At 68.0% G+C, this 26,392-nt stretch carries 19 protein-coding genes; 9 read left to right on the top strand and 10 right to left on the bottom strand.

Annotated elements, in window-relative coordinates; translation table 11 throughout:
- Nucleotides 1–167 precede the first annotated feature (167 nt).
- On the top strand, nt 168–2,459 hold the full coding sequence (locus tag ACMGRF_RS14990; RefSeq protein ID WP_005419150.1) for an NADP-dependent malic enzyme: 2,292 nt from the start codon (nt 168–170) through the stop codon (nt 2,457–2,459).
- A gap of 386 nt (nt 2,460–2,845) precedes the next feature.
- Here ACMGRF_RS14990 and ACMGRF_RS14985 read toward each other — a convergent pair whose 3' ends face one another.
- Both ACMGRF_RS14985 and ACMGRF_RS14980 read right to left on the bottom strand, forming a co-directional pair.
- Nucleotides 2,846–3,589: a basic secretory protein-like protein gene (locus ACMGRF_RS14985; protein ID WP_049416677.1), complete on the bottom strand. Its 744-nt coding sequence runs from the start codon at nt 3,587–3,589 to the stop codon at nt 2,846–2,848.
- Nucleotides 3,586–6,930, bottom strand: a complete 3,345-nt coding sequence (locus ACMGRF_RS14980; protein WP_414485362.1) for a GH92 family glycosyl hydrolase — start codon at nt 6,928–6,930, stop codon at nt 3,586–3,588. The genes ACMGRF_RS14985 and ACMGRF_RS14980 overlap by 4 nt, the downstream gene beginning before the upstream one ends.
- Nucleotides 6,931–7,348: 418 nt before the next feature.
- Between ACMGRF_RS14980 and ACMGRF_RS14975 the strand changes: the two genes are divergently transcribed.
- Genes ACMGRF_RS14975 through ACMGRF_RS14965 form a run of 3 tightly spaced genes read left to right on the top strand, consistent with a single transcriptional unit; the run spans nt 7,349 to nt 9,988 of the window.
- The gene (locus ACMGRF_RS14975) at nt 7,349–7,546 is read left to right on the top strand and encodes a zinc-finger domain-containing protein (protein WP_005410967.1); all 198 of its coding nucleotides are present in this window, start codon (nt 7,349–7,351) and stop codon (nt 7,544–7,546) included.
- A gap of 14 nt (nt 7,547–7,560) precedes the next feature.
- Complete coding sequence (locus ACMGRF_RS14970) at nt 7,561–8,676, top strand: glycosyltransferase (RefSeq protein WP_049416680.1); 1,116 nt, start codon at nt 7,561–7,563, stop codon at nt 8,674–8,676.
- On the top strand, nt 8,657–9,988 hold the full coding sequence (locus ACMGRF_RS14965; protein ID WP_099485841.1) for an O-antigen ligase family protein: 1,332 nt from the start codon (nt 8,657–8,659) through the stop codon (nt 9,986–9,988). Before ACMGRF_RS14970 ends, ACMGRF_RS14965 begins: the two co-directional genes overlap by 20 nt.
- A 101-nt stretch (nt 9,989–10,089) precedes the next feature.
- Here ACMGRF_RS14965 and ACMGRF_RS14960 read toward each other — a convergent pair whose 3' ends face one another.
- Entirely contained in the window at nt 10,090–11,007 is a 918-nt protein-coding gene (locus ACMGRF_RS14960) for an LpxL/LpxP family Kdo(2)-lipid IV(A) lauroyl/palmitoleoyl acyltransferase (RefSeq protein ID WP_099485843.1), read from the bottom strand.
- Nucleotides 11,008–11,067: 60 nt separating this feature from the next.
- Here ACMGRF_RS14960 and waaA point away from each other — a divergent pair, with 60 nt between their 5' ends.
- Nucleotides 11,068–12,366 carry a lipid IV(A) 3-deoxy-D-manno-octulosonic acid transferase gene (gene waaA / locus ACMGRF_RS14955; RefSeq protein WP_049416687.1) on the top strand — a complete coding sequence of 433 codons (1,299 nt, stop codon included), beginning with the start codon at nt 11,068–11,070 and terminating at the stop codon, nt 12,364–12,366.
- Between the two features lie 271 nt (nt 12,367–12,637).
- Nucleotides 12,638–13,837 carry an amino acid transporter gene (locus tag ACMGRF_RS14950; protein ID WP_414485361.1) on the top strand — a complete coding sequence of 400 codons (1,200 nt, stop codon included), beginning with the start codon at nt 12,638–12,640 and terminating at the stop codon, nt 13,835–13,837.
- Nucleotides 13,838–13,932: 95 nt separating this feature from the next.
- Here the strand turns inward: ACMGRF_RS14950 and ACMGRF_RS14945 are convergent, their stop codons facing one another.
- The 3 genes from ACMGRF_RS14945 to ACMGRF_RS14935 form a co-directional block, all read right to left on the bottom strand.
- On the bottom strand, nt 13,933–15,291 hold the full coding sequence (locus ACMGRF_RS14945) for a TolC family outer membrane protein (RefSeq protein WP_049416692.1): 1,359 nt from the start codon (nt 15,289–15,291) through the stop codon (nt 13,933–13,935).
- A gap of 16 nt (nt 15,292–15,307) precedes the next feature.
- The gene (locus tag ACMGRF_RS14940) at nt 15,308–15,955 is read right to left on the bottom strand and encodes a protein-L-isoaspartate O-methyltransferase family protein (protein WP_049416694.1); all 648 of its coding nucleotides are present in this window, start codon (nt 15,953–15,955) and stop codon (nt 15,308–15,310) included.
- Between the two features lie 135 nt (nt 15,956–16,090).
- Nucleotides 16,091–16,771, bottom strand: a complete 681-nt coding sequence (locus ACMGRF_RS14935; protein WP_049416696.1) for a TetR/AcrR family transcriptional regulator — start codon at nt 16,769–16,771, stop codon at nt 16,091–16,093.
- Between the two features lie 120 nt (nt 16,772–16,891).
- Here ACMGRF_RS14935 and ACMGRF_RS14930 point away from each other — a divergent pair, with 120 nt between their 5' ends.
- Nucleotides 16,892–18,022 (top strand): efflux RND transporter periplasmic adaptor subunit, encoded by a 1,131-nt coding sequence (locus tag ACMGRF_RS14930; RefSeq protein ID WP_049416699.1) that lies wholly within the window; start codon nt 16,892–16,894, stop codon nt 18,020–18,022.
- Nucleotides 18,023–18,026: 4 nt separating this feature from the next.
- Nucleotides 18,027–21,188, top strand: a complete 3,162-nt coding sequence (locus tag ACMGRF_RS14925; protein WP_049416701.1) for an efflux RND transporter permease subunit — start codon at nt 18,027–18,029, stop codon at nt 21,186–21,188.
- A 201-nt stretch (nt 21,189–21,389) separates the two neighbouring features.
- Here the strand turns inward: ACMGRF_RS14925 and ACMGRF_RS14920 are convergent, their stop codons facing one another.
- A complete protein-coding gene (locus ACMGRF_RS14920) occupies nt 21,390–22,295 on the bottom strand; it encodes a LysR family transcriptional regulator (RefSeq protein ID WP_049416703.1) in 906 nt (301 codons plus the stop codon).
- A gap of 117 nt (nt 22,296–22,412) precedes the next feature.
- Here ACMGRF_RS14920 and ACMGRF_RS14915 point away from each other — a divergent pair, with 117 nt between their 5' ends.
- On the top strand, nt 22,413–23,186 hold the full coding sequence (locus ACMGRF_RS14915; RefSeq protein ID WP_414485360.1) for an SDR family oxidoreductase: 774 nt from the start codon (nt 22,413–22,415) through the stop codon (nt 23,184–23,186).
- 102 nt (nt 23,187–23,288) lie between these two features.
- Here the strand turns inward: ACMGRF_RS14915 and leuB are convergent, their stop codons facing one another.
- Genes leuB through leuC form a run of 3 tightly spaced genes read right to left on the bottom strand, consistent with a single transcriptional unit; the run spans nt 23,289 to nt 26,336 of the window.
- A complete protein-coding gene (gene leuB / locus ACMGRF_RS14910) occupies nt 23,289–24,350 on the bottom strand; it encodes a 3-isopropylmalate dehydrogenase (protein ID WP_099485855.1) in 1,062 nt (353 codons plus the stop codon).
- Nucleotides 24,340–24,918 (bottom strand): 3-isopropylmalate dehydratase small subunit, encoded by a 579-nt coding sequence (leuD, locus tag ACMGRF_RS14905; protein WP_099485857.1) that lies wholly within the window; start codon nt 24,916–24,918, stop codon nt 24,340–24,342. The genes leuB and leuD overlap by 11 nt, the downstream gene beginning before the upstream one ends.
- Nucleotides 24,918–26,336 (bottom strand): 3-isopropylmalate dehydratase large subunit, encoded by a 1,419-nt coding sequence (gene leuC / locus ACMGRF_RS14900; RefSeq protein ID WP_049416709.1) that lies wholly within the window; start codon nt 26,334–26,336, stop codon nt 24,918–24,920. The genes leuD and leuC overlap by 1 nt, the downstream gene beginning before the upstream one ends.
- Nucleotides 26,337–26,392: the final 56 nt, after the last annotated feature.

Raw genomic sequence — 26,392 nt, 5'->3', positions numbered from 1 at the left:
CGTCCCATGGCTGTCATGGTCAGCGCCGATGCTGGTCTGGGCTCCCGTCGCATACGGTACTGAATTGTGCGGTCGCAGCATGGTTGCGACAGGATAGCGACAGGTCCAGACGCTCCAACGGGGGTATGATCCCCTGTCCCTTCTGCCCATTCATGTAACCCACATCGATGTCCAACGAAGATTTCAAACAGGCCGCCCTCGATTACCACCGGATGTCCCCGCCGGGAAAGATCAAGGTTTCCGCTACCAAGCCCATGCTGACCCAGCGCGACCTGTCGCTGGCGTATTCGCCGGGCGTGGCGTATGCCTGTGAAGCGATCAAGGCCGACCCGCAGCAGGCCAGCGAGCTGACCGCCCGCGGCAACCTGGTGGCGGTGATCTCCAACGGCACCGCGGTGCTGGGCCTGGGCAACATCGGCGCGCTGGCCGGCAAGCCGGTGATGGAAGGCAAGGGCGTGCTGTTCCAGAAGTTCGCCGGCATCGATGTGTTCGACATCGAAGTGGATGAAACCGACCCGGACAAGCTGGTCGACATCATCGCCTCGCTGGAACCGACCTTCGGCGGCATCAACCTGGAAGACATCAAGGCGCCGGAGTGCTTCGTGGTCGAGCGCAAGCTGCGCGAGCGCATGAAGATCCCGGTGTTCCATGACGACCAGCACGGCACGGCGATCATCGTCGGCGCGGCCGTGCTCAACGCGATGGCGATCACCGGCAAGAAGATCGAGGAAGTGAAGCTGGCGACCACGGGCATGGGCGCGGCCGGCATTTCCTGCGTGAACATGCTGGTCCAGCTGGGCCTGAAGCCGGAGAACATCCTGGCCTTCGACCGCGAGGGCGTGATCCACACCGGTCGTACCGACCTGGACCCGGAAAAGCAGCGCTATGCGCGCGACACCGACAAGCGCACCCTGGCCGAGATCGTCGACGGCGCGGACATCTTCCTGGGCCTGTCGGCACCGGGCATCCTGACCGCCGACATGGTCAAGACCATGGCGCCGGACCCGGTGATCTTCGCGCTGGCCAACCCGACCCCGGAAATCATGCCGGAGGTGGCGCGCGCTGCGCGTCCGGACGCGATCATCGGCACCGGCCGTTCGGACTACCCGAACCAGGTCAACAACGTGCTGTGCTTCCCGTACCTGTTCCGTGGTGCGCTGGACGTGGGCGCCACCGCGATCAACGAGGAAATGAAGATCGCCTGCGTGCGCGCCATCGCCGCGCTGGCGCGCCGCGCGGCCACCGACATGGGCTCGGCCTACGGCGGCGAGACCCCGAGCTTCGGCCGTGAATACCTGATCCCGCGCCCGTTCGACCGCCGCCTGCTGGTGGAACTGTCGGCCGCCGTGGCCCAGGCCGCGATGGATTCGGGCGTGGCTTCGCGCCCGATCGAGGACATGGGCGCCTACCGCGACAAGCTGGCCCAGTTCGTCTACCGCACCAGCCTGATGATGAAGCCGGTGTACGACCGCGCGCGCAGCGACAAGCAGCGCGTGGTGTACGCCGAGGGCGAAGAGGAAGTGGTGCTGCAGGCGGTGCAGAACGTGGTCGATGACGGCTTGGCGCATCCGATCCTGATCGGTCGCCCGGAAGTGATCGAGTCGCGCATCGAGCGCCTCGGCCTGCGCCTGAAGATCGGCGAGAACGTTGAAGTCACCAACATCAACGACGACCCGCGCTTCAACGAATACTGGCAGTATTACCACGGCCTGACCGGGCGCCGTGGCGTGACCGTGGCCGCGGCGAAGAACCTGATGCGTTCGCGCCCGACCCTGATCGCAGCGGTGATGGTCGCCCGTGGCGAAGCCGATGCGATGCTGACCGGCATCGTCGGCCGCTTCCACAAGAAGCTGGGCTACGTGCGCAGCGTGCTGCCGCTGGAGCCGAAGGTCACCTCGACCTCGGCGATGACCGGCGTGATCAACCAGCAGGGCGTGTTCTTCTTCGTCGATACCCACGTGCAGGAAGATCCGACCGCCGAGCAGCTGTGCGAGGCGACCCTGCAGGCGGCCTATCGCATGAAGCTGTTCGGCATCGAGCCGAAGGTGGCGCTGCTGTCGCACTCCAACTTCGGCAGCCATGATTCGAAGGATGCGCTGAAGATGCGCCAGGTGCGCGAGCTGCTGCTCAAGCGCAACCCGCGCCTGAACGTGGATGGCGAAATGCAGGGCGACACCGCATGGGATGAAGCGCTGCGCCAGAAGTTGCTGCCGGGCTCGACCCTGCAGGGCCGCGCCAACCTGTTCGTGCTGCCGAACCTGGAAGCGGCCAACATCGCCTACAACCTGGTGCGCGTGTTCACCGACGGCGTGGCGATCGGCCCGATCCTGATGGGCGTGAACAAGCCGGTGCACATCCTGACCACCAGCGCGACCTCGCGCCGGATCCTGAACATGACCGCCATTGCGGCGGTCGATGCGCAGATCAGGAAGCAGCTGGAAGCGGAAAAGAAGGCATAAGCCTTCTTTCCAGCGACAGCTGCGGAAACGCGCCCCACGGGGCGCGTTTTTGTTTCCGCGCAGCGGAAACGGGATCGGGTAGCGCCGGGCCATGCCCGGCGAGCGCGCAGCGCGGCGCTTCTCGCATTCCGCCGGGCATGGCCCGGCGCTACCCGATGAATTGCAGTCCGGCGGTCATTTCCCTGCAACGCCGCTGCGGCCCAATACGCCCACGCGGCCCGGCCGTGGGAAGGGACCGGACCGGCCTTCCCACCCTGGGCCCGACCAACTTCCCATCGGCGAGGGTGTCATGCGCAATCGAGTGGCGCGGCGGTACTTCCAGCAGCTGTTCGCGCTGTACGCCGGTTTCGTGCAGTCGCGCTGAGGCGCCGGCGACAGCGGGGGCGTCAGCGCCGCTTGCCGCGGCGTGCAGGGGCCGGCGGCGGAGCGTCGGAACGCGGCTTGGCGTACTGCGCCCACAGCGCCGGCAGTGCCTTGCCGGTGTGCTTCTGCCACAGCGCCGGTGCATAGCGGCCGTCGCGCAGGGCCTTGTCCAGTGCCAGCACCAGGCCCGGATGTTCGGCGTCGGCCCATTTCAGGAACGCACCGGTGACACGGTAGCCGCTGTCGAAGTTCTGCCCCTTCTCGACCTTGCCCGGCAGTGCCCAGCCCGCAGCGGCATTGTCCATGCCGTAGCGGTCGCGTGCGTAGTCGGCGATGCCCTCCACCAGCCAACCCGGCACCCGTGCGTCGCCATAGCCCGGATAGCCCTGCACGATGTGCATGGCCTCATGGGTGACCAGGTCGATGTCGTTGGGGTGCTGCGCCAGCCAACCCGGGTTGATGGTGATCGTTGCGGCCTGGTCCTTGTCACCGACGAAGGCGATCCCGGTGTAGGCCGGGTCGATCACGATGCGCACCATCGACGGCGCGGCCGGGTGGAAGTCCGCACGTTCGCGCAGGTAGGCGAAGTAGAACGTATCGATGATCCGCTTGCGCTGCGGCGCGGCCAGGGCGCCACGGGCGTCCTGGTAGTTCAGCGTCACGCCGTCGCGGGTCAGCTGCGCATCAAAGGCCTGGGTCTGGCCGAAGCTGGAGAAGGAAAGGGCAACAAGGGCCAGAGGCAGCAGACGGTAGCGCATGGGGCTCATTGTACGGCGCTGGGCGCCAACAGTTCGATCTCCGCCAGCGGCAGCCGGCCCGGTGCGGCCAGGCGCAGCCGATACTCGCTGTAACGACCGGGTTTGGCGATGCGGAACGGTCGGGTCTGGCGGGCAGACTCGAACGCTTCGCCGCTGCGCTGGTCGATCACCATCCAGCGGCCGTTGCCACTGCGCGCTTCCAGCGTCCATTCGCCGCCCTGGATGCGACCGTCACCGCTGGTGAGCGTATACATGGTCGGCGCGCCGTCGCCCAGGCCGGTCAGTGCGATGGTTGCGCCGCCGCCCAGGCCGACGGTGGTGGCCGCATCGTCATCGACCAGCGCCGGCAGGGCGCGGCCATCGGCCAGCGTCGCCTTGGCGCCACTGCCGAGCAGGTCGTGCAGCAGCTGCGGGCGCTGGCCCCGCGCGGTCAGCGAGCGCGGCACGTCATCCACGCCGCTGCCCCAGCGCGACGGCTGCGGCCCCATCACGAAGTCCAGCGTCGCGCCCTTGGCGATCAGCTCGTGCGGCACCCAGGTCTTCGTCCACGGCTTGCCATTGATCTTCAGCGACTGCACGTAGACGTTCTCGCGTGAGTTGTTGGCCGCGTTCACGGTCAGCACCGCGCCGCCCTGCAGTTCCACCCGTGCGTGCTGGAAGGCCGGCGAACCGATCACGTACTCCGGGGCGCCCATGCGCAGCGGGTACAGGCCCAGCGAGGCCAGCACGTACCACGCGGAGGTCTCGCCGTTGTCCTCGTCGCCCGGATAGCCCTGGCCGATCTCGCTGCCGACGTACAGCCGCGACAGGATCTCGCGCACGTGCTGCTGGGTCTTCCACGGCTGCCCGGCGTACAGGTACATCCATGGGATGTGGTGCGCCGGCTGGTTGCTGTGCGCGTACATGCCCATGCGCACGTCGCGCGCCTCGGTCATCTCGTGGATGGTGCCGCCGTAGGATCCGGCAAACGCGGGGTCGGCGGTTTCCGGCGTGGAGAAGAAGGTATCCAGCTTCGCTGCCAGCTTGTCACGGCCACCATAGAGCGCGGCGAGTCCTTCGCCATCGTGGGCGGCGGTGAAGGCGAAGGTCCAGCCATTGGATTCGGTGTAGTCGTGGCCCCACACGCGCGGGTCGTAGGCCCTGGCGTCCACGCGCCACTGGCCATCGGCCTTGCGGCCCTGGAAGAAGCCGGCGGCCGGATCGAACATCGTCGCGTAGCTGGCGGCGCGATGGCGGAAGTAGTCGGCCTCGGTGCTGTAGCGCTCGCGTGCGGCCGGCGTGGTCGCGCGCCTGGCCAGGGCCTCGGCCATGTTGGCGATGCCGAAGTCATTCAGTGCGCCTTCCATCGTCCACGACATGCCTTCGTGCACGTCCGCGCTGGCGTAGCCACGGAAGGTCGAACGGTCCATGCCCTTGCGGCCGACATGGCGGTCGGGGGGGACCACGGTCGCGTTCTTCAGCGCGGCGGCGTAGGCCTCGGCCGGATCGAAGCCGCCGATGCCCTTCAGCCACGCATCGGCGAAGGCCACGTCCGAACTGGTGCCGACCATCAGGTCGGCGTAGCCCGGCGACGACCAGCGTGCGATCCAGCCACCGGCTCGGTACTGCTCGATGAAGCCCTGCACCATCTGCCCGGCATCGTCGGGCGTGAACAGTGCATAGGCCGGCCAGGTGGTGCGGAAGGTGTCCCAGAAGCCGTTGTTGACGAACACCTTGCCATCGCGCACGCCGGTGAAGCTGCGGTTCGCGCTGCCCTCGGTGTTGTCGTCGCTGGCGCTGGCCTGGTTGGCGTAGCGCCAGTCAGGCGCGGCCGCGCTGCCGGCATTCTCGTGGCCGGAGTTGGGGTACAGGTACAGCCGGTACAGGCTGGAGTACAGCGTGGTCTTCTGGTCGTCACTGGCATCGCCGATGTCGAAGCGGGCCAGGCGCGCGTCCCATGCATCCTGCGCACGGCCGGCCACGCTTTCCAGCGTGTCGGCGGCGGAGATTTCCAGCGCCAGGTTGTGACGCGCCTGTTCCAGCGAGATCAGCGAGGTGGCGATGCGCATCGTCACCTGCCGGTCGCTGCCGGCATCGAACTTGATGTAACCGGTCGGGCGGCCGGTCTCGAGGCGGCCGCTGCTGCGCCACGGCTTGTCGAAGCTGGCCACCACGTACATGCGGCTGGCGCCGTTGGACAGGCCGCTGCGCGTATCGGTATAGCCGCTGAGGGTCTGCGTGGCCGTGTCCAGGGTCAGGCCGCCACGCGCATCGACATTGTCGAACAGCAGGTTGGCGTCACCGCCCTCGGGGAACTCGAAGCGGAACAGCGCGGCATGGTCGGTCGGTGCGATGGCAGCAGCGATGCCATTGTCGAAGCGCACGTCGTAGCGGTAGGGGCGCGCGCTTTCATGACGGCGGTCGAACGACAGCGCGCGCTTGCGGCGGTCGGCGTCCGGCACGCCACGGCTGGCCGAGGGCATCACCTGGAAGGTCTGGCGGTCGCCCATCCACGGGCTGGGCTGGTGGCTGAGTGCCAGCGCCTGCAGCTGCGGGCGGTTCTGCGCATCGTTCTGTTCGTTCCAGCGGTACAGCCAGTTCAGTGCGCCGGCGTCGGTCACCGGGGTCCAGAAGTTGAACCCGTGCGGCACCGCCGTGGCCGGGAAATTGTTGCCGCGCGAGAAGGTGCCGTTGGCCTGGGTGCCGCGGGTGGTCAGCACCCAGTCGGAGACGCGCTGCGGCCGCTGCCGCGGTTGGGCATCCAGGCGCACGTCATCAATCCAGCCAGAGACCGGCGCGCCCTCGGCACTGGCCACCTCCAGCTCGATCGCCACCACGCGGCGGCCCTTCAGCGTGGGCACGTCGCCCAGCCGCACCGCCTTGCGGGCCCACTGCTGCGGGTACAGCGTCTTCGATTCGCCCTGCGCCCGCGCGCCGATCGCCACGCCATGCTGGTCGCGTGCCGCACCGGCCGAAACGCGGCTGCCATCGTCCAGCAGCAGATCCAGCGATACATAGGTCGAGGCGACGGTGTCCTTGCCGACGATTTCCGGCAGCACCAGCCACGACAGCGTGGTATCGGCCTCGATGGGCAGGTCGGCCTTGAACAGTTCGCGCCGCGCGCTGCCGCCTTCGCTGCTGTAGCGCAGCGCATGCAGGCCGCTGTAGCCGGCGTTGCGCTTGGCGGCGTAGGGCGCGGCCGGTCCATTGCCGATCGTGACCTGAAGCGCACCGGTGGCCTGCGCCGGGGCAGGTTCGCCCGGTTCGAACGAGGTCTGCAGCCCCTGCGCCAGCACCGGCATCGCAGGGGTCGCACAGGCCAGGGCCAGGGCGAGCGGAAGCAGGGCGCGGCGCGGATCGGACAGGGTCATGCAAGGGTCTCCCGGAAGGGCTGGCGGCGGGCGAACCCGCATCGGCGGATACCACGGACAGCATCGCTCCGCCCGCCAGGCTGGCAGTGGAAGAGGCGATGCCGGTCCGGTGGGGGCGGGCCATGCGATCGGGTTGGATTGGGTCGGTCGGGGTGCGACCTGGCCCGATCCTGCAACAGCCGCCGCGCGCTGACAAGTGCCATTTAGTTCGATCCAAATGCGGAAAATATCGCTGGAGCCGATTCTGGTGAGCCCACCTGCGGGAACAGCCGCAGAATTCCCGTGGCGGCCATCGCGCCGCGTGCCGCGCGCAGCTACGCGACCTTCGCAGGAGCGCGTAGAGGCCCGTTGCGGCGCAATGTCGTTGCGGCCCAGATGCTAGAATCACGGGCCTCGCAACCCGTTCACCGAATCCGCCATGAGCCATACCGCCACCGCGCCCGCCAACGCCGAGAAGCGCTACACCGTGCACCGCAGCGATCTGCCGTTGAGCTGCCCGACCCCGGAAATGGCGCTGTGGAACTCGCATCCGCGCGTGTACCTGCCGATCGAAGACGAGCCCAACGGCGAAGCGCAGTGCCCGTACTGCGGGTCCGTGTTCGTGCTGGCCGACTAACGGCGGCCCCTTCGATGCGCCGATTGACCGTGGTGCAGTTGCTGCCGGCGCTGCACTCCGGTGGTGTCGAGCGCTCGACCCTGGAAATCGCTGCGGCCCTGGTTGCCGCCGGCCATCGCGCGCTGGTGGTGTCTGCCGGTGGCCGCCTGGTGCAGCCGCTGCTGGACAGCGGTGCCGAGCACCTCTCCCTGGACATCGGCCGGAAGTCGGTGCTGACCCTGCGCCATCTGCCGACCCTGCGTCGGCTGTTTGCCGAAGTGGGCGCGGACATCGTGCATGCCCGTTCGCGGCTGCCGGCCTGGTTGGGCCTGTACGCGATCCGCGCCATGCCCGCCGCACAGCGCCCGCATTGGGTGACCACCGTGCACGGGTTGAACTCGCCCAGCCGCTACAGCGCGGTGATGACCAGTGGCGAACGCGTGATCTGCGTCTCCAACACCGTGCGCGCCTACGTGCAGCGCCACTACCCGACGGTGCCGGAAGACAACCTGCAGGTCATACCGCGGGGTGTGGATGTCGGCCAGTTCCCGCGCGTGGCGCGCGCCGACCGCCGCCCACGGCTGGCCCTGGCGGCCGACTACCCGTGGCTGGCCCAGGTCGAAGGCCCGCTGCTGCTGCTGCCGGGGCGCGGCACCCGGCTGAAGGGGCACGCCCACGCGCTGCAGCTGCTGGCCGACGTGCGTGCCGCCGGCGTGCCTGCCCAGCTGTGGATGCTGGGCACCGACGAACCCGGGCGCGAGGCCTACGTGGCTGACCTGCGCCGCCAGGCCGCGGTACTGGGCGTGGCCGAGGCCGTACAGATCAGCACGCCTACCGTCCGCATCGCCCAGGCCTACGCCGCCAGCGATCTGGTGCTGCAGCTGTCGGACAAGCCGGAAGCCTTTGGCCGCACCGTGGTCGAGGCGCTGTCGGTCGGCCGCCCGGTGCTGGGTTGGGACCATGGTGGCGTCGGCGAACTGCTGCAGCAGCTGCAGCCCAGCGGTGCGGTGCCGCTCGGCGACGCGCGCGCGCTGGGTGAACGCGCGCTGGCCCTGCTGGCGCAGCCGCCGTCCCTGCCGACCCGCATCCCGTTTACCCTGCAGGCCATGCAGCGCGATACCCTCCGCCTCTATGCCGATCTCGCCGGCTGACCCCGCGGCCATCGTGCGCGACGACCGTGCCGGGCGCTGGGCGCCCTGGTGGGTGCTGGCGTACGTGGCGATGTGGCCGCTGCCGGGCATTGCCGAAACCGTGCTGGGCCTTGGCGCGCTCTATGCTGCTGCGCGCATGGTGATGCGCCGGCTGCAGCGCCGCCCGCACCTGTTGAGCACGGCGGCGTGGGCGCTGACCTCGATCCTGTTCCTCGGCTACTGGCTGCCGCAGGCGTTTTCGGCCATCGATGCGATCGACCCTTCGGCCTCGTGGACCAAGGCGGCCGCCGGACTGCGCTACCTGCCCTTCATGTGGCTGGTGGCGATCGCGGTGGCCACGCCGGAACGGCGGCGCCTGACCTTCGGTGGCCTGGCGCTGATCACCGGCGCGTGGACGCTGGATGCGCTGGTGCAGGCCCTGGCTGGCACCAGCCCGTGGTTCTGGTCGCTGGAACACCTGAAGCTGGCCGTGAGTGGCCACGCGTTGTGCCCGGCCGACGAAGCCGCACTGGCCGACCGCCTCAGTGGCGCGCTCGGGCCCTGCAATCTGAAATTCGGCCAGGTGCTGGCCAGCCTGTCACCGTTCCTGCTGCTGCCGATGGCACGGCGTTTCGGCAATGCAGGGTGGTTGCTGGCCGCTGCCGCACTGGGATGCGTGCTGCTGCTGGCAGGCTCGCGCGCCTCGTGGATCACCTTTGTGCTGGTGCTGGCCTACAGCGGCGTGCGCCAGTTCGGCTGGAAGCGGCTGCTGCTGCTGGCCCTGGTGGCAGCGCTGGGCACGGCCGCACTGACAGCGGGCGTGCCGCAGCTGCGCGAGCGTGTTGCGCGCACGGCACAGGCATGGAACGAAGACGGGCAGGGCGTTGACGAGGCGCTTTCGGGCCGCGCGCGCATCTGGACCGCGGCGGTGTGCATGATCGAGGAACATCCGGTCAACGGTGTCGGTGCGCGCGGCTTCCGCGATGCGTATCCGGCCTGCGTGTCAGATGAGGGCCCCGCCGTGTGGGGCAACCAACCGGCGTTGCACGCCCACCAGATCGTGCTGGAAATCCTTGCCGAGACCGGCGTTCTGGGCCTGCTGCTGTGGTTGGCGGCGGTGGCGCAGGCCTGGCGGGCCTGGCGCTATGCTCCGGCGGCTGCGCGTGATCGGGCCCGACCGGCGATGCTGGCGCTGGCGGTCACGGTGTTCCCGCTCAATACGCACCTGGCGTTCTATTCCGCGTTCTGGGGTGGCCTGACCGTGCTGCTGGCGGCCCTGTTCGCCGGCAGTCTGCTGGCCCGCGAATCGGACGAATCTCCGCCGATGCAGTAGTTGCCAAGCTTGGTGGGCTCCCCGGGACCGGCCTCGGTTCATCCGGCGCCAACCAAGGTTGGCGACTACCGCGAGGACGCCGGCCCTTCCACCGCATCCGGCTATTTGTAGAAATCGCTCCGGCCGCCGGGCTGGCGCTTGAAGCGGCGGTGGATCCACAGGTACTGGTCGGGAGCCTCTCGCACCATCGCCTCGATGGCCTGGTTGACCCGGGTGGTATCGGCTTCCACATCCTCGCTGGGGAAGTTCTCCAGCGGCGCGCCGATCTTCAGGAAGTACTTTCCGCCTTCGCGACGGTGGAAGTACGGAATCACCGCACAGCCGGTCATGCGTGCCAACTGATGGGTGGCGGTGATGGTCGAAGCGGTGTGGCCGAAGAACGGCACGAACACGGTGTCCTTGCCCCGCATGTCCTGGTCTGGCGCGTACCAGAGGAAGCCGCCCTTCTTCAGGTGGCGCACGGTCGCGCGGATGTCCTCGTTGGCGAACATCGCCTTGGCATAGCGCAGGCGGCCGAACTTCACCGCCCACTCATACACCGGGTTCTTGTGCTTGCGGTACATGCCTGAAAGATCGACGTAGTCGCACAGCAGGCGGCCGCACATTTCCAGGGTCATGAAGTGGCCGGAGACCAGCAGGACGCCGCGGCCTTCGGCCTGCATCTGCCGCAGGTGTTCCAGGCCTTCGATCCGTACCTGCGGGCGGATGCTGTCGATGCTGCCCCACCAGGCGCGGATGCACTCGAACACGCCGACGCCCAGCGCATCGAAACTGTCGCGCACCAGGCGCTGCCGCCACGCTTCGTCCTTCTCGGGGAAGCACAGCTGCAGGTTGACCTCGGCGGCGCGGCGGCGGCTGCCGAGCAGGCGCCAGGTGATCCAGCCGACGCCCCGGCCCAGCGCGCGCTGCAGCATCCACGGCAGGCGGGCGATGGCGAAGGCGCCGAGCATGGCGGCGAACATCGGCCAGTTGCGCGGATCGCGCAGCGACGGGCGGACGGCGGTGGAGGCATCTGACATGGGGCCATTCTACCAAGGCGGCCGCGTGTCTTTCCCGGGGGGCTCCCGTATCCTTGCCGCATGCGTAAAGACCCTGTCGAATGGATCCTGCGCGGCCTGTACTCGGTCGTGCTCTACATCCTGCTGCCGATCACCGTGTACCACCTGGTCTGGCGCGGCTTCCGGGTCCGTGAGTACTTCCGGCGCTGGGACGAACGCTACGCCTCCTATCCGCAGCCGACCGGCCAGCCGCGGGTGTGGCTGCACGCGGTCTCGGTGGGCGAGGTCAATGCCGCCGCGCCGCTGGTCAATGCCCTTCGCCAGCAGCGCCCGGACATCCGCTGGGTCATCACCACCATCACTCCGACCGGCTCCGAGCGCGTGCGTGCGCTCTGGGGCGACGCGCTGGACCATGTCTACCTGCCGTACGACGTGCCGGGCAGCGTCAACCGCTTCCTCGGCCATTTCCAGCCCAGCCTGGCGCTGATCCTGGAAACCGAGTTGTGGCCGAACATGCTGTTCGGCTGCCGTGACCGTGGTGTTCCGGTCTACATCCTCAATGCCCGGTTGTCGGCGCGTTCGCTGCGCGGCTACCGGCTGCTGGCCGCATTGATCCGCCGCGCCCTGCGCACCGTCACCTGCGTGGCCGCGCAGTCGCAGGACGATGCCGAGCGCTTCGTGCAGCTGGGGGCGGAGCCCGGCCAGGTGCAGGCACTGGGCAACCTGAAGTTCGACATCACCACGCCGGACGTGCAGGGCTTCGTCGAACAGTTCCATGCACGGGTGCCGGGTGCGCGCCCGGTATGGATCGCCGCCAGTACCCATGATGGCGAAGAACAGGCGGTGATCGACCTGCACCGGCGCCTGCGCCAGCAGCATCCGGATCTGCTGCTGCTGTGGGCACCGCGCCATCCCGAACGTTTCGCGAAGGTGGAAGCGCTGGCGCGCGAACAGGGCTGGAGCGTGGCGACCCGCCGCGTGGACCAGTGGCCGCACGCCGCCACAGACGTGTTCGTCATCGATACCCTCGGCGAGCTGATGCCGTTCTACGCCTGCGCCCAGGTCGCCTTCGTCGGCGGCAGCCTGCAGGCCATCGGTGGCCACAACCTGCTGGAGCCCGCTGCGATGGGAACCGCGGCGGTGACCGGCCCGCACCTGCACAACTTCGCGGAAATCTCCCGGCGCATGCGCGAGGCCGGTGCGCTGCTGATCGGCGAAGATGCGCAGGCGGTGGGCGACCTGCTGCAGCATCTGCTTGAAGATGCGCAGGCCCGCGAAGACATGGCGCGTGCGGGTTGCACGTTGGTCAGCAATGGCCGTGGCGCGCTGCAGCGCACGCTTGCGCTGGTCGCACCGCATCTGCCACCACCGCGCGAGTGATCCCGGCGTTGCTGCGTCGGCGGCGCTGCGCAGCGTTGTCGTGATCAACTTCATCAATTCTGCTTAGCGACGATTTTTCTGTCGTTGCTGGACCGACCCTGCCGATGGCAGCGTGCCTGCCATCACATCGTGGCGCACGCAGCACCGATTCCGATTCCGCAGGACGACGCAGGCTGCCAGCCTGCTGTCGACCGCGCTTGGGCGGATATCAAGGGAACTTGCGATGGACGGCGACAGGGGCAGGGACGGCACCGGTGGGGCGCGCTTGGGGATGGACCACCTGGCTGTGGTGGCACTGACGCTGCTGGTGGGCGGCAGTGTGATCGCGCTGGTGGGCCAGCACACGGCGGCACAGGCGGGCCCCGCCATCGTGCTGAGCCTGTTGCTGGCCGCACTGGGGGCTGGCCTGGTGCTGTGCTGCCTGCAGGATCTGGTGCTGCGACTGCCGGCGGCCAATGGCCTGTACGGGCTGCTGGCCGCCAGCTGGGGGCCACGGGTGGCCATTGTTCTGGGCGCGATCCTGTTGCTTGAGCTGATGGCGACCACGGCGGGCGCGGCACAGTCCATGGCCCGCCATGTACATGCCGTGCTGGCTACCGGAGGCCTCCATGCCAACGACTGGCTGCCCGTGCAGGTGGCGGCGGCCGTGGGTCTGCTGATGTTGACCGCGCTCGCGTTGCTGCCGCCGCGGGGTGTGGCCCTGGCGGCTTGTGCGCTGCTGACGGTGAAGATCGGTGTGGGGGTGCTGCTGCTGGCGCTGGCGGCGCGTCACGTGCACTACGGGCATTGGGTTCCCTGGCTGCCTCCGGCGACGGCGCCATATCGCTTCGGGCTGGGGGGCGTCCTGGCGGCTGCGGTGCCGCTGCTGGGCATATTTGCCAGCGTGGGCCTGGCACTGGGCTTTCCTGCGCTGCGCCGCCAGGGCGCGATGTGGCAGCCGGCGGTGCTGGCGCTGGTCTCGTTGCTGGCGATGCTGCTGCTGATCGTGCTGGCAGCATTGCAGGCCGGGCTGGTCGAGTTTTCCGCGCTCGCCAGTACCCGGCCACTGGCCGTGGCGCTGCAGGTGCATCCCCAGTTGCAGTGGATGCTGCCATTGTTGCCCCTGGCCGGGGCAGCGGGCCTGGCCGCCCTGCAGTTGGTGCTGCTGATGCTGGCCGTCCGGTTGGCCACATCGTTGTGGCTCCGCGCAGCTGACGCGGCGGGACGATCCCGCACGCGCCTGAGCGCAATGGTGGTTGGGCTGCCGGCGGTGATGCTGGTGCTGTGGCTGCCGCAGGGCACCTTGCCGGCGCTGCCGGGTCCAGCGACGCTGGTGGTGATGGCGGCGCTGTGCCTGGCGGTGCTGCGGCGTCGGGATGACACCCGGCAAGGCGCAGCCGGCTGCGGGCTGATGATGTCGATGCTGGCCCCCTTGGCAGCCGCGCTGTGCGTGCTTGCGGCGTTGGAACGCCTGCGCGCATGGCCGGGCTGACGGTTCGTGGGGCCACGCCGGGGACGCGCGCGTGGATGCACCACCTGCAAAAAAGCCACCCTCGCGGGTGGCTTTTTCGTTGCAGGGGCGACGACTCAGTGCGTGGTCGTGGCCGGGTTGCCCGCGTCCTGGGTCAGCAGTCGATTGACGTCCTGCAGTTCGGCCACGTCCAGCGCACCCAGCGACTGGCTCAGCAGCAGGCGGTTCTGCAGGAAGGTGTAGCGGGCCTGGGCATAGTCCAGCTGCGCCGAGAACAGGATGCGCTGGTTCTGGATCACATCCAGCACGGTACGGGTACCGACTTCCAGGCCGACCTGCGAAGCGTCGTACGCGCTCTGCGCCGAGACCACCGCCAGGCGGCGCGCTTCCACCTCGCTGATGCCCTGCACCAGGGTCTGGTAGGCATTGCGGGTATTGCGATCCAGGGCACGCTTCTGCTGCTCGTAGCCGTCCTGGGCGATGTCACGCTGCGCCAGCGCCTGGCGCACGCCGGACTGGGTGGCACCACCGGAGAAGATCGGCACGCTCAAGGTCAGGCCGATGCTGTTGGTGCGCGCATCCGGCGACAGCGATCCGGCACCGGTGCTGTCGCCCCAGGTGGCGCTCTTGCCCCAGCTGCCGCCCAGCGACAGGGTCGGGTAATGACCACCACGGGCAGCCTGCACGCCGGCTTCGGCGGCACTGACCTTCAGCTCCTGCGCCTTCAGCGCCGGATTCTGGGTGGTGGCCTGCTGCACCAGCTCGTCAATGTTGCCGCGGTTGGCCGGCACTTCCGGGCGGAAGTCCGTCGGAAGGCCACGCAGGTTGGTCACCGGCTGGCCGGTCAGTTCGGTCAGGGCCTGGTAGTTATCGGCCAGGGTGTTCTGCGCAATGATGGTGTTGGCGCGCGCCTGGTCGTACTGGGCGCGTGCTTCGTGCACGTCGGTGATCGGCGCCAGGCCCACTTCCAGGCGCTTGTCGGCGAAGTCGAACTGCTTCTTCGCGGCCGCTTCATTGGTCTGTGCGGCGTTCAGCGATTCGATCGCCACCAGCACGTTGAAGTAGGCCGCCGAGGTGCGCACGATCAGGTTGTCGTTGGCCGATTCGAGGGTGAAGTCCGCCGCCTTGCTCAGCTCACGCTGCGAGCGCAGGTTGTTGATCTGGGTCCAATTGAACAGCGTCTGGCTGCCGTCGATCGTGTAGGTGCGGCGCTTGTTGGTGAACGAGCCGGAGTTGGCGTCGGCGTTCGGCTCGCTGCGCGTGCGGTTCAGCGCGGCCTGGCCGTTGATCTGCGGCAGCAGGGCGGCACGCGCCTGCACGGCGCCTTCCTTGTCGTACAGCCGGGTCGATTCGGCGGCCGACAGCTGCGGATCGCCGTTGCGGGCCATTTCGTAGACCTGCAGCAGGTCGGCGGCATGGGCGGACAACGGCAGCAGGGCAGTGGCCAGCGCAACAGCGAGGGATCGGCGGATCATTGCGGCTTCCTTGGACTCAGAGGTGGAACTGGGGGGCCGGGGCGGCACCACGCAGGTAATCGATATCGGTCTCGAACAGGGACTCGGAGCTGCCGTCGGCCTTGACCAGCAGGGCCTCCATCGCCGGCGAGCGGCCGTGGATCACGAACAGGCGGCCACCCGGACGCAGCCACGAGGCGAACTGTGACGGCACCACGTCGACCGCACCAGTGACACAGATCACGTCAAAGCGGCGTTCGGTCTGCCAGGACAGGGCATCGGCCACTTCCACGCGGACGTTGCTGCCCAGGCCGGAGGCGTCCAGGCGGGCACGCGCAGCGGCGGCCAGCTCCGGGTCGATTTCCAGGCTCAGCACATCGCGCGCCAGCGCGCCGATGCAGGCCGACAGGAAGCCGCTGCCCGTGCCGATTTCCAGTACTTCGTCACCCGGCTGCAGGTCCAGTGCCTGCAGGGTACGGCCCTCGATGACCGGCTTCATCATCTTCTGGCCGTGGCCGATCGGCAGTTCGACATCGGCGTAGGCCAGTGCCCGGTGTGCGTCGGCGACAAAGGCCTCGCGCGGCAGGCGGGCCAGGACGTCGAGCACCTTGATGTCCAGCACGTCCCAGGGACGGATCTGCTGTTCCACCATCAGTTCGCGGGCGTGGGCGTAATCAATCGTCATGAGGTTCAAATCCAGCGCAGTGGGCCGGCCATTTTACCGGTGCCGGAGGCCGGCGGCGCGCCCAGAGCATCAGCTGCCGGGGGCCGGGGTCGCAGTGCCGGAAGTCATCGCGACCTCCGGTTCGTTCAGTTTTGGTTATTCAGCCGGTCCGGCCCCTCGCGGCGCGTAGGCGCGCAGGAAGAAGTCGATGCTGGCGGTCACGTGGGCAAGAGGGTCGCATTCCACGGGTGACAGTGGCATGCCGCACATCATATGCATGTGCACTTCGCCCTTGACCAGGGTCAGGAACTGCTCGCCGGCCAGAGCACAGTCGGGGATATCCAGTTCGCCGCGCTCGGCGCGGGCGCGCAGGAAATCGGCCAGCGCCTCGCAGGTACGCTCGGGGCCGGCTTTCCAGAACAGCGCGCGCAGGCGTTCGTCGGTCTCCGGCGCCATCATCATGCGCTGGATCGAGATCGCCGCGTCGGAGGTGATCAGTTCAAAGAAGGCCAGACCGATGCCGATCAGCTGGTCGCGCAGCGGGCCGTCCGCGTCGGCTACGAACAACGCGTCGGGCAGCATTTCAATGCACTTTGACTGCACCGCCTCGGAGAACAGCGTTTCCTTGTCGCCGAAGTGGCTGTACACAGTCAGCTTCGAGACGCCGGCCTGAGCGGCGATGGTGTCCATGCTCACGCCGGTATACCCCTGTTCGATGAACAGTGCCTTGGCTGCTTCAAGGATCGCCGCGCGCTTGCCGAGGTCCTTGGGGCGCCCGGGTCCGGCGGCCTTGGCAGCGGGCTTGGCCGACGGCTTGCGGGAAGTGGGAGAACTCATCGCGACAATACTAGACCAAGCGGTTCGATATTTATACTATACCGACCGGTTTATTAAATTGGGCCGGCAGTCGCGGCTCCCTCCTTAAGTTGCAACCCTGCGTTTTCAGGACGTTGACCGATGAAGATCGTGCGCTGGATGGGCGGTATGGTGTGGATGGCTGCGCTGGCAGCCTGTTCGGGGCAGGAACAGGCGCCGCCGGCGGCCGTGCCGGTACTGGTGGTTCACCCCGGCGAGCAGGCCGGGCAGGCGCCGGCGGCGTTCCCGGGTACGGTGCGTGCGCGACAGGAAAGTCCGCTGTCGTTCCGCGTTGGCGGCAACCTGGTCAAGCGCCACGTCGATGCCGGGCAACGGGTGAAGAAGGGCGACGTGCTGGCCGAGCTGGACGTGGCCGACTTCGCGCTGCAGGCCCGTGCCTCGCAGGCACAGCTGGCGGCAGCCGAAGCCGATCTGGTGCGCGCCCGCGATGACCTCAAGCGTTACCAGGTGCTGGCCGACCAGCAGCTGGTCAGCCGCTCGCAGCTGGACCAGCAGTCCGCCGCGTTCAAGGCCGCGCAGGGCCAGGCCAATGCCGCTCGCGCCAACCTTGATGTGCTGCGCAACCAGGCCGGCTACGCACAGCTGCGTGCGCCGGCCGACGGTGTGATCGCCAGCCGCGAGGCCGAGGCCGGGCAGGTGGTGTCCGCCGGGCAGACCATTTTCAACCTGGCCGCCGACGGTGGCCGCGAAGTGCTGATCGACCTGCCCGAGGCCACCATCCGCGACTATGCGGTGGGCCAGCCGGTCGAGGTGGAGTTGTGGAACCGCCCCGGCCAGCGCCTGCCGGGCACGATCCGGGAGATCGCCGCCGCTGCCGATCCGCAGGCACGCACCTATGCGACCCGGGTGAGCCTGCCCGCCGATACGCTGGCCGACGTCGAACTGGGCCAGAGTGCCCGCGTCTACAGCAGTGCCGGCCGCCACGGCACCCTGCAGCTGCCGCTCGGCGCGCTGCAGCGCGGTGCCAATGGTGCCGCCAGCGTGTGGGTGGTCGATCCGGCCAACAGCACGCTGAAGGCCGCAACGGTTACCACCGGTGCGTTTGGCAGCGAGACGGTACCGGTACTGTCGGGCGTGAGCGGGGGTGACTGGGTGGTTGCTGCGGGTGGCCACCTGCTGCGGGCCGGTCAGCCGGTGATCGCCGTGGACCGGCAGAACCGTCCCGTGCTGAAGCCGGCTACGCCGGCCGCTGCCGCCAAGGCCAGGGAGTAAGCCGGTGCGCCGCTTCAATCTTTCCGAGTGGGCGTTGTCCAACCGCCCGCTGGTGCTGTTTGCGATGCTGGCCTTCGCGCTGATCGGCGCATGGTCGTACAAGCACCTGGGCCAGTCCGAGGACCCGCCGTTCACCTTCAAGGCGATGGTGGTGCGCACATTGTGGCCGGGGGCGACCGCCGAGCAGGTCTCGCGGCAGGTGACCGAGCCGCTCGAGAAGGCGCTGATGAATACCGGCGAGTACGAGTTCATCCGCTCGTACTCGCGCCCGGGCGAATCGCAGATCATCTTCATGGCGCGCGACAGCCTGCGTTCCAGGCAGATCCCGGACCTGTGGTACCAGGTGCGCAAGCGCGTGGGCGACATCCGCCCGACGCTGCCGCGCGAGATCGTCGGCCCGTTCTTCAACGATGAGTTCGGCGACACCTACGGCAACATCTATGCGTTGACCGGCAAGGGCTTCGACTACGCAGTGATGCGCGACTACGCCGACCGCATCCAGCTGGAACTGCAGCGCGTACCCGATGTCGGCAAGATCGACCTGGTCGGCCTGCAGGACGAGAAGGTGTGGATCGAACTGTCCAACACCCGGCTGGCAACGCTGGGTGTGTCGATGCAGCAGGTGCAGCAGGCGCTGGCCGACCAGAATGCGGTGACCGGCACCAGCTTCTTCGAGACCGCCACCGATCGCGTGCAGCTGCGGGTGACCGGCCAGTTCAACGACATCGAAGCGATCCGCCAGTTCCCGATCCGCGCCGGCGACCGCACCGTGCACCTGGGCGACATCGCCGAGGTCAAGCGCGGCTTCGCCGATCCGGCGTCGCCGAAGATGCGCTTCATGGGCGAAGAGGCGATCGGCCTGGCGGTGGCGATGAAGGATGGCGGTGACATCCTCAAGCTCGGCGCCAACCTCGATGCCGAGTTCGAGCGCCTGCAGAAGACCCTGCCGGCCGGCATGCAGCTGCGCAAGGTGTCCGACCAGCCGCAATCGGTGGAGGAGTCGGTCGGCGAGTTCGTGCAGGTGCTGACCGAGGCGGTGGTGATCGTGCTGCTGGTCAGCTTCTTCTCGCTGGGCCTGCGCACCGGCCTGGTGGTAGGCGTGACCATCCCGCTGGTGCTGGCGATGACCTTCTTCGTCATGCACTACTTCGACATCGGCCTGCACAAGATCTCGCTGGGTGCACTGGTGCTGGCGCTGGGCCTGCTGGTGGACGATGCGATCATCGCGGTGGAGATGATGGCCACCAAGATGGAGCAGGGCTACGACCGCCTGCGCGCCGCCAGTTTCGCCTGGGAGTCGACCGCGTTCCCGATGCTGACCGGCACCCTGATCACCGCGGCCGGCTTCCTGCCCATTGCCACTGCGGCATCGAGTACCGGTGAATACACCCGCTCGCTGTTCCAGGTGGTGACCATCGCGCTGGTGGTGTCGTGGATCGCAGCGGTGCTGTTCATCCCTTACCTGGGCGACAAGATGCTGCCGGACCTGTTCAATCCGCAGCCGCCGAAGCCGGGCAGCCTGTCCGCGCGCTGGCACGCCAAGCGCCAGCAGTGGGCCGACCGCTATCCGGCGCTGGCCAATCTGATCGCGCCGCCGCAGCACGGGCACGACCACGATCCGTACCAGCGCCCGTTCTATCGTAGCTTCCGTCGCTTCCTCGATACCTGCCTGCGGCATCGCTGGTGGGTGATCGCGGCGACCATCGGCCTGTTCGTGTTCTCGCTGATGATGTTCCGCTTCGTGCCGCAGCAGTTCTTCCCGGACTCGACCCGGCCGGAACTGATGGTGGACATCGAGCTGGCCGAGGGCGCCTCGTTGCGCTCGACCCAGGCCCAGGCCGAGAAGCTGGAGAAGCTGCTGTCCAGCCGCGAGGGCATTGCCAACTACGTGTCCTATGTGGGCACCGGTTCGCCGCGCTTCTACCTGCCGCTGGACCAGCAGCTGCCGGCGACCAACTTCGCCCAGTTCGTGGTGCTGGCCAAGGACATCACGTCGCGTGAAAGCACCCGCGACTGGCTGCTGCACGAGGTGATCCCGAAGTTCCCGGACGTGCAGATGCGCGTGACCCGCCTGGAGAACGGCCCGCCGGTCGGCTATCCGGTGCAGATGCGCATCTCCGGCGAGCACATCGAGAAGGTGCAGGCGATCGCGCGCCAGGTCGAGGCCAAGGTGCGGGAGAACCCGCACGTGATGAACGTCAACCTGGACTGGAGCGAGCCGAGCAAGGTGGTGCGCCTGGTGGTCGACCAGGAGCGCGCCCGCGCGCTGGGCGTGAGCAGCGCCCAGGTCAGCCAGTTCCTGTCCAGTTCGTTGGCCGGGCAATCGGTAAGCGTGTATCGCGAGGGCAATCGCCAGATCGAGATGCTGCTGCGCGGGCCGGCCGATGAGCGCAACCAGCTGGAGCTGCTGTCCAGCCTGTCGATGCCCACCGCCAACGGTGGCAGCATCACACTGTCGCAGGTGGCGACGATGGAGTACGGCTTCGAGGATGGCATCATCTGGCACCGCAACCGGTTGCCGACGGTGACCGTGCGCGCCGACATCAGTGATGGCATGCAGGCGCTGGACGTGGTGCATCAGATCCTGCCCACACTGGACGGCATCCGTGCCGAGCTGCCCAGTGGTTACCTGCTGGAAACCGGCGGTACCGTGGAGGATTCGGCGCGTGGCCAGAACTCGATCAAGGCCGGCATGCCGCTGTTCCTGGTGGTGGTGGCCACGCTGCTGATGCTGCAGCTGCGCAGCTTCTCGCGTGCAGCGATGGTGCTGGTGACCGCGCCGCTGGGCATCATCGGCGCGACGCTGTTCCTGCTGCTGTTCCGGGCGCCGTTCGGCTTCGTCGCGCTGCTGGGCACGATCGCACTGGCCGGCATGATCATGCGCAACTCGGTGATCCTGATCGACCAGATCCAGCAGGACATCGATGCCGGGCATGACCGCTGGCATTCGATCATCGATGCCACGGTGCGCCGCTTCCGCCCGATCGTGCTGACCGCACTGGCAGCCGTGCTGGCGATGATTCCGCTGTCGCGCAGCGCATTCTATGGCTCGATGGCGATCTCGATCATGGGTGGCCTGATCGTCGGTACGGTGCTGACCCTGGTGTTCCTGCCGGCGTTGTACGCGGCCTGGTTCCGGGTGAAGCCCGATGAATCCGGGGCGTGATGCCCCGGCCGGCGTCCACGGCCACCGCCTCAGGCAGGTGCCAACCTCGGTTGGCACGCATGCATCCACGCATGGCGCGGAGTGATCTGCGCGCGGGACCTGCTTGCTGTAGAGCCGAGCCATGCTCGGCTGCTCTTCGCGCGATGATGGGATGAGTCGAGCGTGGCTCGACTCTACAGAAGCACCACGCAGGGCATGGATCTACCGCAGCTGCAGACCGATCCGTAGCACCGGCAGCAACCATTCGATGAACACCTGCACGCGCAGCGCACGGTGTTGCCGATGCGGCTGCAGCAGGGTGACCGGCAATGGCTGTGCGACGTGCTGTGGCATCACTTCCACCAGCGCGCCGGAGTGCAGCTCGGCCTGTACGTCGTAGCGCGGAATCTGCAAAAGGCCCAACCCCGCTACACAGCACGCAATCGATGCCTCGGCGCTGTTCACACGCACCCAGCCGGGCATCGGCAGCGTGCGCAGTTGGCCGCCGTCCTGCCACTCCCACGGTTCCACCCGTGCCGTGGTCGGCGACGCGTAGTTCACCGCGCGGTGCTGCGGCAGGTCGGCAGGATGCTGCGGCACGCCGTGTTCGCGCAGGTACGCCGGCGCGGCAACGTTGACGAAGTCGAGTTGGCCCAGCGTGCGCGCCACCAGGCTGGAATCGCCCAGCTGGCCGACCCGCAGCACCGCATCGCAACCGTCCTCGATCAGGTTCACCGCGCGGTCGGTCATGCCCAGGTCGACTTCCACCTGCGGATACTGCGCGAAGAACCCGGGCAGCGCCGGAGCGATGATGCGACGGCCGATGCGACTGGGTACGTCGATCTTCAGCAGGCCCGACGGCTGGGCGTCGACCTGCAGGAACAGCGATTCGGCGTCCTCGACCTCGGCGATCAGGCGCAGGCAGCGGGCATGGAACACGTCGCCGTCGTGGGTGGTGGACACCCGTCGGGTCGAACGCTGCAGCAGGCGGGTGCCGAGCCGCTGCTCCAGCTCCGCAATGGCTGCCGAGACAGTGGAGCGGGGCAGGCCGAGCTGGTCGGCGGCGCGGGTGAAGCTCGCGCACTCCACGACCCGGGTGAAGATGCGGAAGCGATCGATCCGGTCCATTGTTCGCTGGCTCTGGAAAGTTAAGTCAATGGGGCGGGCTTTATCCGCTTTTTCTGCACGATATCGTCGTCAGGGCAGGGTTGCCACCCCGGGCAGCCCCCTCCCGAGACCGAAGCCATGACCGAGCATTCCCTCAAGGGCAAGACCGTGCTGATCGCCGGTGGCGCCAAGAACCTGGGCGGCCTGATCGCCCGCGACTTCGCCGCACGGGGCGCCAAAGCCATCGTCATCCACTACAACAGTGCCGCTACCCAGGCCGATGCAGAAGCGACCGTAGCCGCGGTGCAGGCCGCCGGCAGCAAGGCGGTGGCCCTGCAGGGCGACCTGACCTCGGCGGCAGCGATGGAGCGCCTGTTCGCCGATGCCGTGGCCGCAGTCGGCCGTCCCGACATCGCCATCAATACGGTCGGCAAGGTATTGAAGAAGCCGCTGCTGGACATCAGCGAAGCGGAGTACGACGAGATGAGCGCGGTCAACGCCAAGGCGGCGTTCTTCTTCCTCAAGGAAGCAGGCCGCCACGTCAATGACGGTGGCCGCATCTGCACCCTCGTCACCTCGCTGCTGGGTGCCTACACGCCGTTCTATTCCAGCTACGCCGGCACCAAGGCGCCGGTCGAGCACTTCACCCGCGCGGCGTCGAAGGAGTTTGGTGAGCGCGGCATTTCGGTGACCGCGATCGGTCCCGGTCCGATGGACACGCCGTTCTTCTATCCGGCCGAGAGCGCCGATGCGCAGGCCTACCACAAGACCGCGGCGGCGCTATCGGCGTTCACCCGCACCGGGCTGACCGACATCGCCGATATCGTGCCGTGGATCCGCTTCCTCGTCACAGATGGTTGGTGGATGACCGGCCAGACCATTCTGGTCAATGGTGGGTACACCACCAAGTAACGCAGCCACGCATGGCGTGGCTCTACCAGTGCAGCCACCCCATGGGTGGCTGCGCACGATATCCGGCGGAAAGCGCGCCACGCAGGGCGTGGCGCTACCGGGTCAGCCCAGCTTCGCCAGCACCGCGTCGGTTGCTGCGGCCGTACTCACCGCCTTGCCCTTCGCAGCCAGATCAGCAGTGAACACGCCGTCATCCAGCACCGCATGCACGGCGGCTTCCACTGCGGCCGCTTCGGCTTCCAGCCCCAGCGAATGGCGCAGCAGCATCGCGGCGCTGAAGATCGTGGCGTACGGATTGGCGATGCCCTTGCCGGCGATGTCCGGAGCCGAACCGTGGATGGGTTCGTAAATGCCCACCGCACCCGGCTCGCCCAGCGAGGCCGACGGCAGCAGGCCCAGCGAACCGGCCAGCATCGAGGCCTCATCGGTGAGGATGTCGCCGAACATGTTCTCGGTGACGATCACGTCGTACTCGCGTGGCTTGGCCAGCAGGTGCATGGCCATCGAATCGACCAGCTGGTGCTCCAGCGCCACGTCCGGGAACTCCTCGCGGCCAATGCGCGCGGCCACGTCACGCCACAGGCGCGAGGTTTCAAGCACGTTGGCCTTGTCCACCGAGGTGACCTTGCCGCGGCGCTGCCGGGCCAGGCGGAAGGCGCTGCGCAGCACGCGCTCGATCTCGGCCACGGTGTAGCGGCACAGGTCGCTGGCGCTGTCGGCGTCGCGGGTCTTGTCGCCGAAGTAGATGCCGCCGGTCAGCTCGCGCACCACCACGAAGTCCACGTCCTGCAGCAGCTCGGCCTTGATCGGCGAGGCGTGCAGCGCGGCCTCGTGGGTACGCACCGGGCGCAGGTTGGCGTACAGGCCCAGTGCCTTGCGGATCGCCAGCAGGCCCTGTTCCGGGCGCACCTTGGCATTGGGGTCGGACCACTTCGGGCCGCCAACCGCGCCCAGCAGTACGGCGTTGGCAGCCTGGCAGGCAGCCAAGGTGGAGGCGGGCAGCGGTTCGCCATGGCGGTCGATGGCGATGCCACCGATATCGTGCTCGCTGAAAGTGAAGGTGTGGTTGAAGCGGTCGGCGACGGCCTTCAGGACGGCCACTGCCGCGGCGGCCACTTCCGGGCCGATGCCATCACCGGGCAGGACAACAATCTCAGCGTGCATGCTCACTCTCGTAACGTTCGATTTCAGGGACACGGCCCAACAGATACCCCAACTGGTCCACGCCTTCCAGCAGGCAGGTCTGCGAGAAGCCATCCAGCGGGAAGGAATAGACGCGGCCATCGGGCGTGCGCAGCTCACGCGCGGCCACGTCGATGGTCAGCTCGTCGTCCGGGCGCTGCATCAGCGCCTGCACGTCGGCTTCGTCCAGCACGATCGGCAGCAGGCCGTTCTTCAGCGCGTTGCCGCGGAAGATGTCGGCGATCTCGCTGCTGACGATGGCACGCAGGCCCAGATCGGTCAGTGCCCAGGGGGCGTGTTCGCGCGACGAGCCGCAACCGAAATTGCGGCCAGCCAGCAGGATGCTGCGGCCGGCGTTGTGCGGCTGGTTGAAGGCGAAGTCGGCCACCGGCGAACCGTCGGCCTGCCAGCGCCAGTCGTTGAACGCGTTGCGGCCCAGGCCGGCACGCTCGGTGGTGGACAGGAACCGCGCCGGGATGATCTGGTCGGTGTCGATGTTGGTCTGGCGCAGCACCACGCTGGCCGAGGTCAGGGTACGGAAACCGGTCATCACGCCACCTCCTGTGCGAACAGTTCGCGGGTATCGGCGACGTGCCCGTTCACCGCGGCCCACGCGGCGCTCATCGGCGAGGCCAGCAGCGTGCGCGAACCGGGCCCCTGCCGGCCCTCGAAATTGCGGTTGCTGGTGCTCACGGCCAGCTGGCCGGGGGCGACCAGATCGCCGTTCATCGCGATGCACATCGAGCAGCCCGGCTCGCGCCACTCGGCCCCGGCCGCGCGCACGATCTCGTGGATGCCCTCGGCCTCGGCCTCGCGCTTGACGATCTCCGAGCCCGGTACCACCAGCATGCGCACGCGCTCGGCGACACGACGACCGCGCAGCACCTGTGCGACTTCGCGCATGTCGCTCAGGCGGCCGTTGGTGCACGAACCAACGAACACTACGTCCACCGGTGTGCCCGCCAGCGCCTTGCCGGCCTGGAAGTGCATGTAGTCCAGGCCCTTCTGCGCGGCGGCATCGTTGGCGGCGGGAATCGGCGCATCCACGGCGATCGCGGTACCCGGATGTGTACCCCAGGTCAGGGTCGGGCGGATGTCGGCGGCGTCGATGTGCACTTCGCTGTCGAAGCGCGCGCCGTCATCGCTGCGCAGCTGTTGCCAGCGCGCCACGGCAGCGTCGAAGTCAGCGCCCTTGGGGCCGCGCGGCGTAGCGGCGACGAAGTCGAAGGTGACCTGGTCGGGCGCCACCATGCCGGCGCGTGCACCTGCTTCGATCGACATGTTGCACAGGGTCATGCGCTGTTCCATGTCCATCGCTTCGATGGTGCTGCCACGGAACTCGATCACATGGCCGGTGCCGCCGTTGACGCCGATCACGCCGATGATGTGCAGGACCACATCCTTGGCGCCGACGCCGGGCGCCAGCGCACCGTCAACGGTGATCGCGAAGGTCTTGGCCTTGCGCTGCAGCAGGCACTGCGTGGCCAGCACGTGGCCGACCTCGCTGGTGCCGATGCCGAAGGCCAGCGAGCCGAATGCACCGTGGGTGGAGGTGTGGCTGTCGCCGCAGACGATGGTCATGCCGGGCTGGGTGAAGCCCTGTTCCGGCGCGATCACGTGGACGATGCCGCGGTTGTCGGAAGCCATGTCGAACAGTTCGATGCCGTACTCGGCACAGTTGCGCGCCAGGGTGGCGACCTGTGCTTCGGCGGCGGCGCTGGCGTAGGGCAGCGAGCCGTCGGCGGCAGCAGGCAACGTCGGCGTGGAATGGTCCATCGTGGCCTTGGTGCGATCCGGGCGGCGCGGCGACAGGCCACGCGCGCGCAGCTCGGTGAAGGCCTGCGGTGAGGTCACCTCGTGGATCAGGTGCAGGTCGATGTACAGCACGGCGGGCGCGCTGTCGGATTCGGGAACCACCACGTGGGCGTCCCACAGTTTGTCGTACAGGGTGCGGGGTGCGGAGGTCATGCGTATGCCTGGCAGAAGTACGAAGGAGCGGACATCGGGAATGTAGATGAAAGAGG

Source organism: Stenotrophomonas sp. EMP41 (assembly GCF_047495535.1).
GTDB classification, from domain to species: domain Bacteria; phylum Pseudomonadota; class Gammaproteobacteria; order Xanthomonadales; family Xanthomonadaceae; genus Stenotrophomonas; species Stenotrophomonas sepilia.
This window is presented reverse-complemented; position numbering and strand designations above follow the sequence as displayed.

What these genes read in the sequence shown, in the direction of transcription:
- ACMGRF_RS14950 (WP_414485361.1), top strand. Translation starts at nt 12,638, where the DNA reads ATGGACCACCTGGCTGTGGTGGCACTGACGCTGCTGGTGGGCGGCAGT.
- ACMGRF_RS14940 (WP_049416694.1), bottom strand. Translation starts at nt 15,955, where the DNA reads ATGACGATTGATTACGCCCACGCCCGCGAACTGATGGTGGAACAGCAG.
- ACMGRF_RS14990 (WP_005419150.1), top strand. Translation starts at nt 168, where the DNA reads ATGTCCAACGAAGATTTCAAACAGGCCGCCCTCGATTACCACCGGATG.
- ACMGRF_RS14960 (WP_099485843.1), bottom strand. Translation starts at nt 11,007, where the DNA reads ATGTCAGATGCCTCCACCGCCGTCCGCCCGTCGCTGCGCGATCCGCGC.
- leuB (WP_099485855.1), bottom strand. Translation starts at nt 24,350, where the DNA reads ATGCACGCTGAGATTGTTGTCCTGCCCGGTGATGGCATCGGCCCGGAA.
- ACMGRF_RS14985 (WP_049416677.1), bottom strand. Translation starts at nt 3,589, where the DNA reads ATGAGCCCCATGCGCTACCGTCTGCTGCCTCTGGCCCTTGTTGCCCTT.
- ACMGRF_RS14920 (WP_049416703.1), bottom strand. Translation starts at nt 22,295, where the DNA reads ATGGACCGGATCGATCGCTTCCGCATCTTCACCCGGGTCGTGGAGTGC.
- ACMGRF_RS14935 (WP_049416696.1), bottom strand. Translation starts at nt 16,771, where the DNA reads ATGAGTTCTCCCACTTCCCGCAAGCCGTCGGCCAAGCCCGCTGCCAAG.
- waaA (WP_049416687.1), top strand. Translation starts at nt 11,068, where the DNA reads ATGCGTAAAGACCCTGTCGAATGGATCCTGCGCGGCCTGTACTCGGTC.
- ACMGRF_RS14975 (WP_005410967.1), top strand. Translation starts at nt 7,349, where the DNA reads ATGAGCCATACCGCCACCGCGCCCGCCAACGCCGAGAAGCGCTACACC.
- ACMGRF_RS14980 (WP_414485362.1), bottom strand. Translation starts at nt 6,930, where the DNA reads ATGACCCTGTCCGATCCGCGCCGCGCCCTGCTTCCGCTCGCCCTGGCC.
- ACMGRF_RS14970 (WP_049416680.1), top strand. Translation starts at nt 7,561, where the DNA reads ATGCGCCGATTGACCGTGGTGCAGTTGCTGCCGGCGCTGCACTCCGGT.
- ACMGRF_RS14915 (WP_414485360.1), top strand. Translation starts at nt 22,413, where the DNA reads ATGACCGAGCATTCCCTCAAGGGCAAGACCGTGCTGATCGCCGGTGGC.
- leuD (WP_099485857.1), bottom strand. Translation starts at nt 24,918, where the DNA reads ATGACCGGTTTCCGTACCCTGACCTCGGCCAGCGTGGTGCTGCGCCAG.
- leuC (WP_049416709.1), bottom strand. Translation starts at nt 26,336, where the DNA reads ATGACCTCCGCACCCCGCACCCTGTACGACAAACTGTGGGACGCCCAC.
- ACMGRF_RS14965 (WP_099485841.1), top strand. Translation starts at nt 8,657, where the DNA reads ATGCCGATCTCGCCGGCTGACCCCGCGGCCATCGTGCGCGACGACCGT.
- ACMGRF_RS14930 (WP_049416699.1), top strand. Translation starts at nt 16,892, where the DNA reads ATGAAGATCGTGCGCTGGATGGGCGGTATGGTGTGGATGGCTGCGCTG.
- ACMGRF_RS14945 (WP_049416692.1), bottom strand. Translation starts at nt 15,291, where the DNA reads ATGATCCGCCGATCCCTCGCTGTTGCGCTGGCCACTGCCCTGCTGCCG.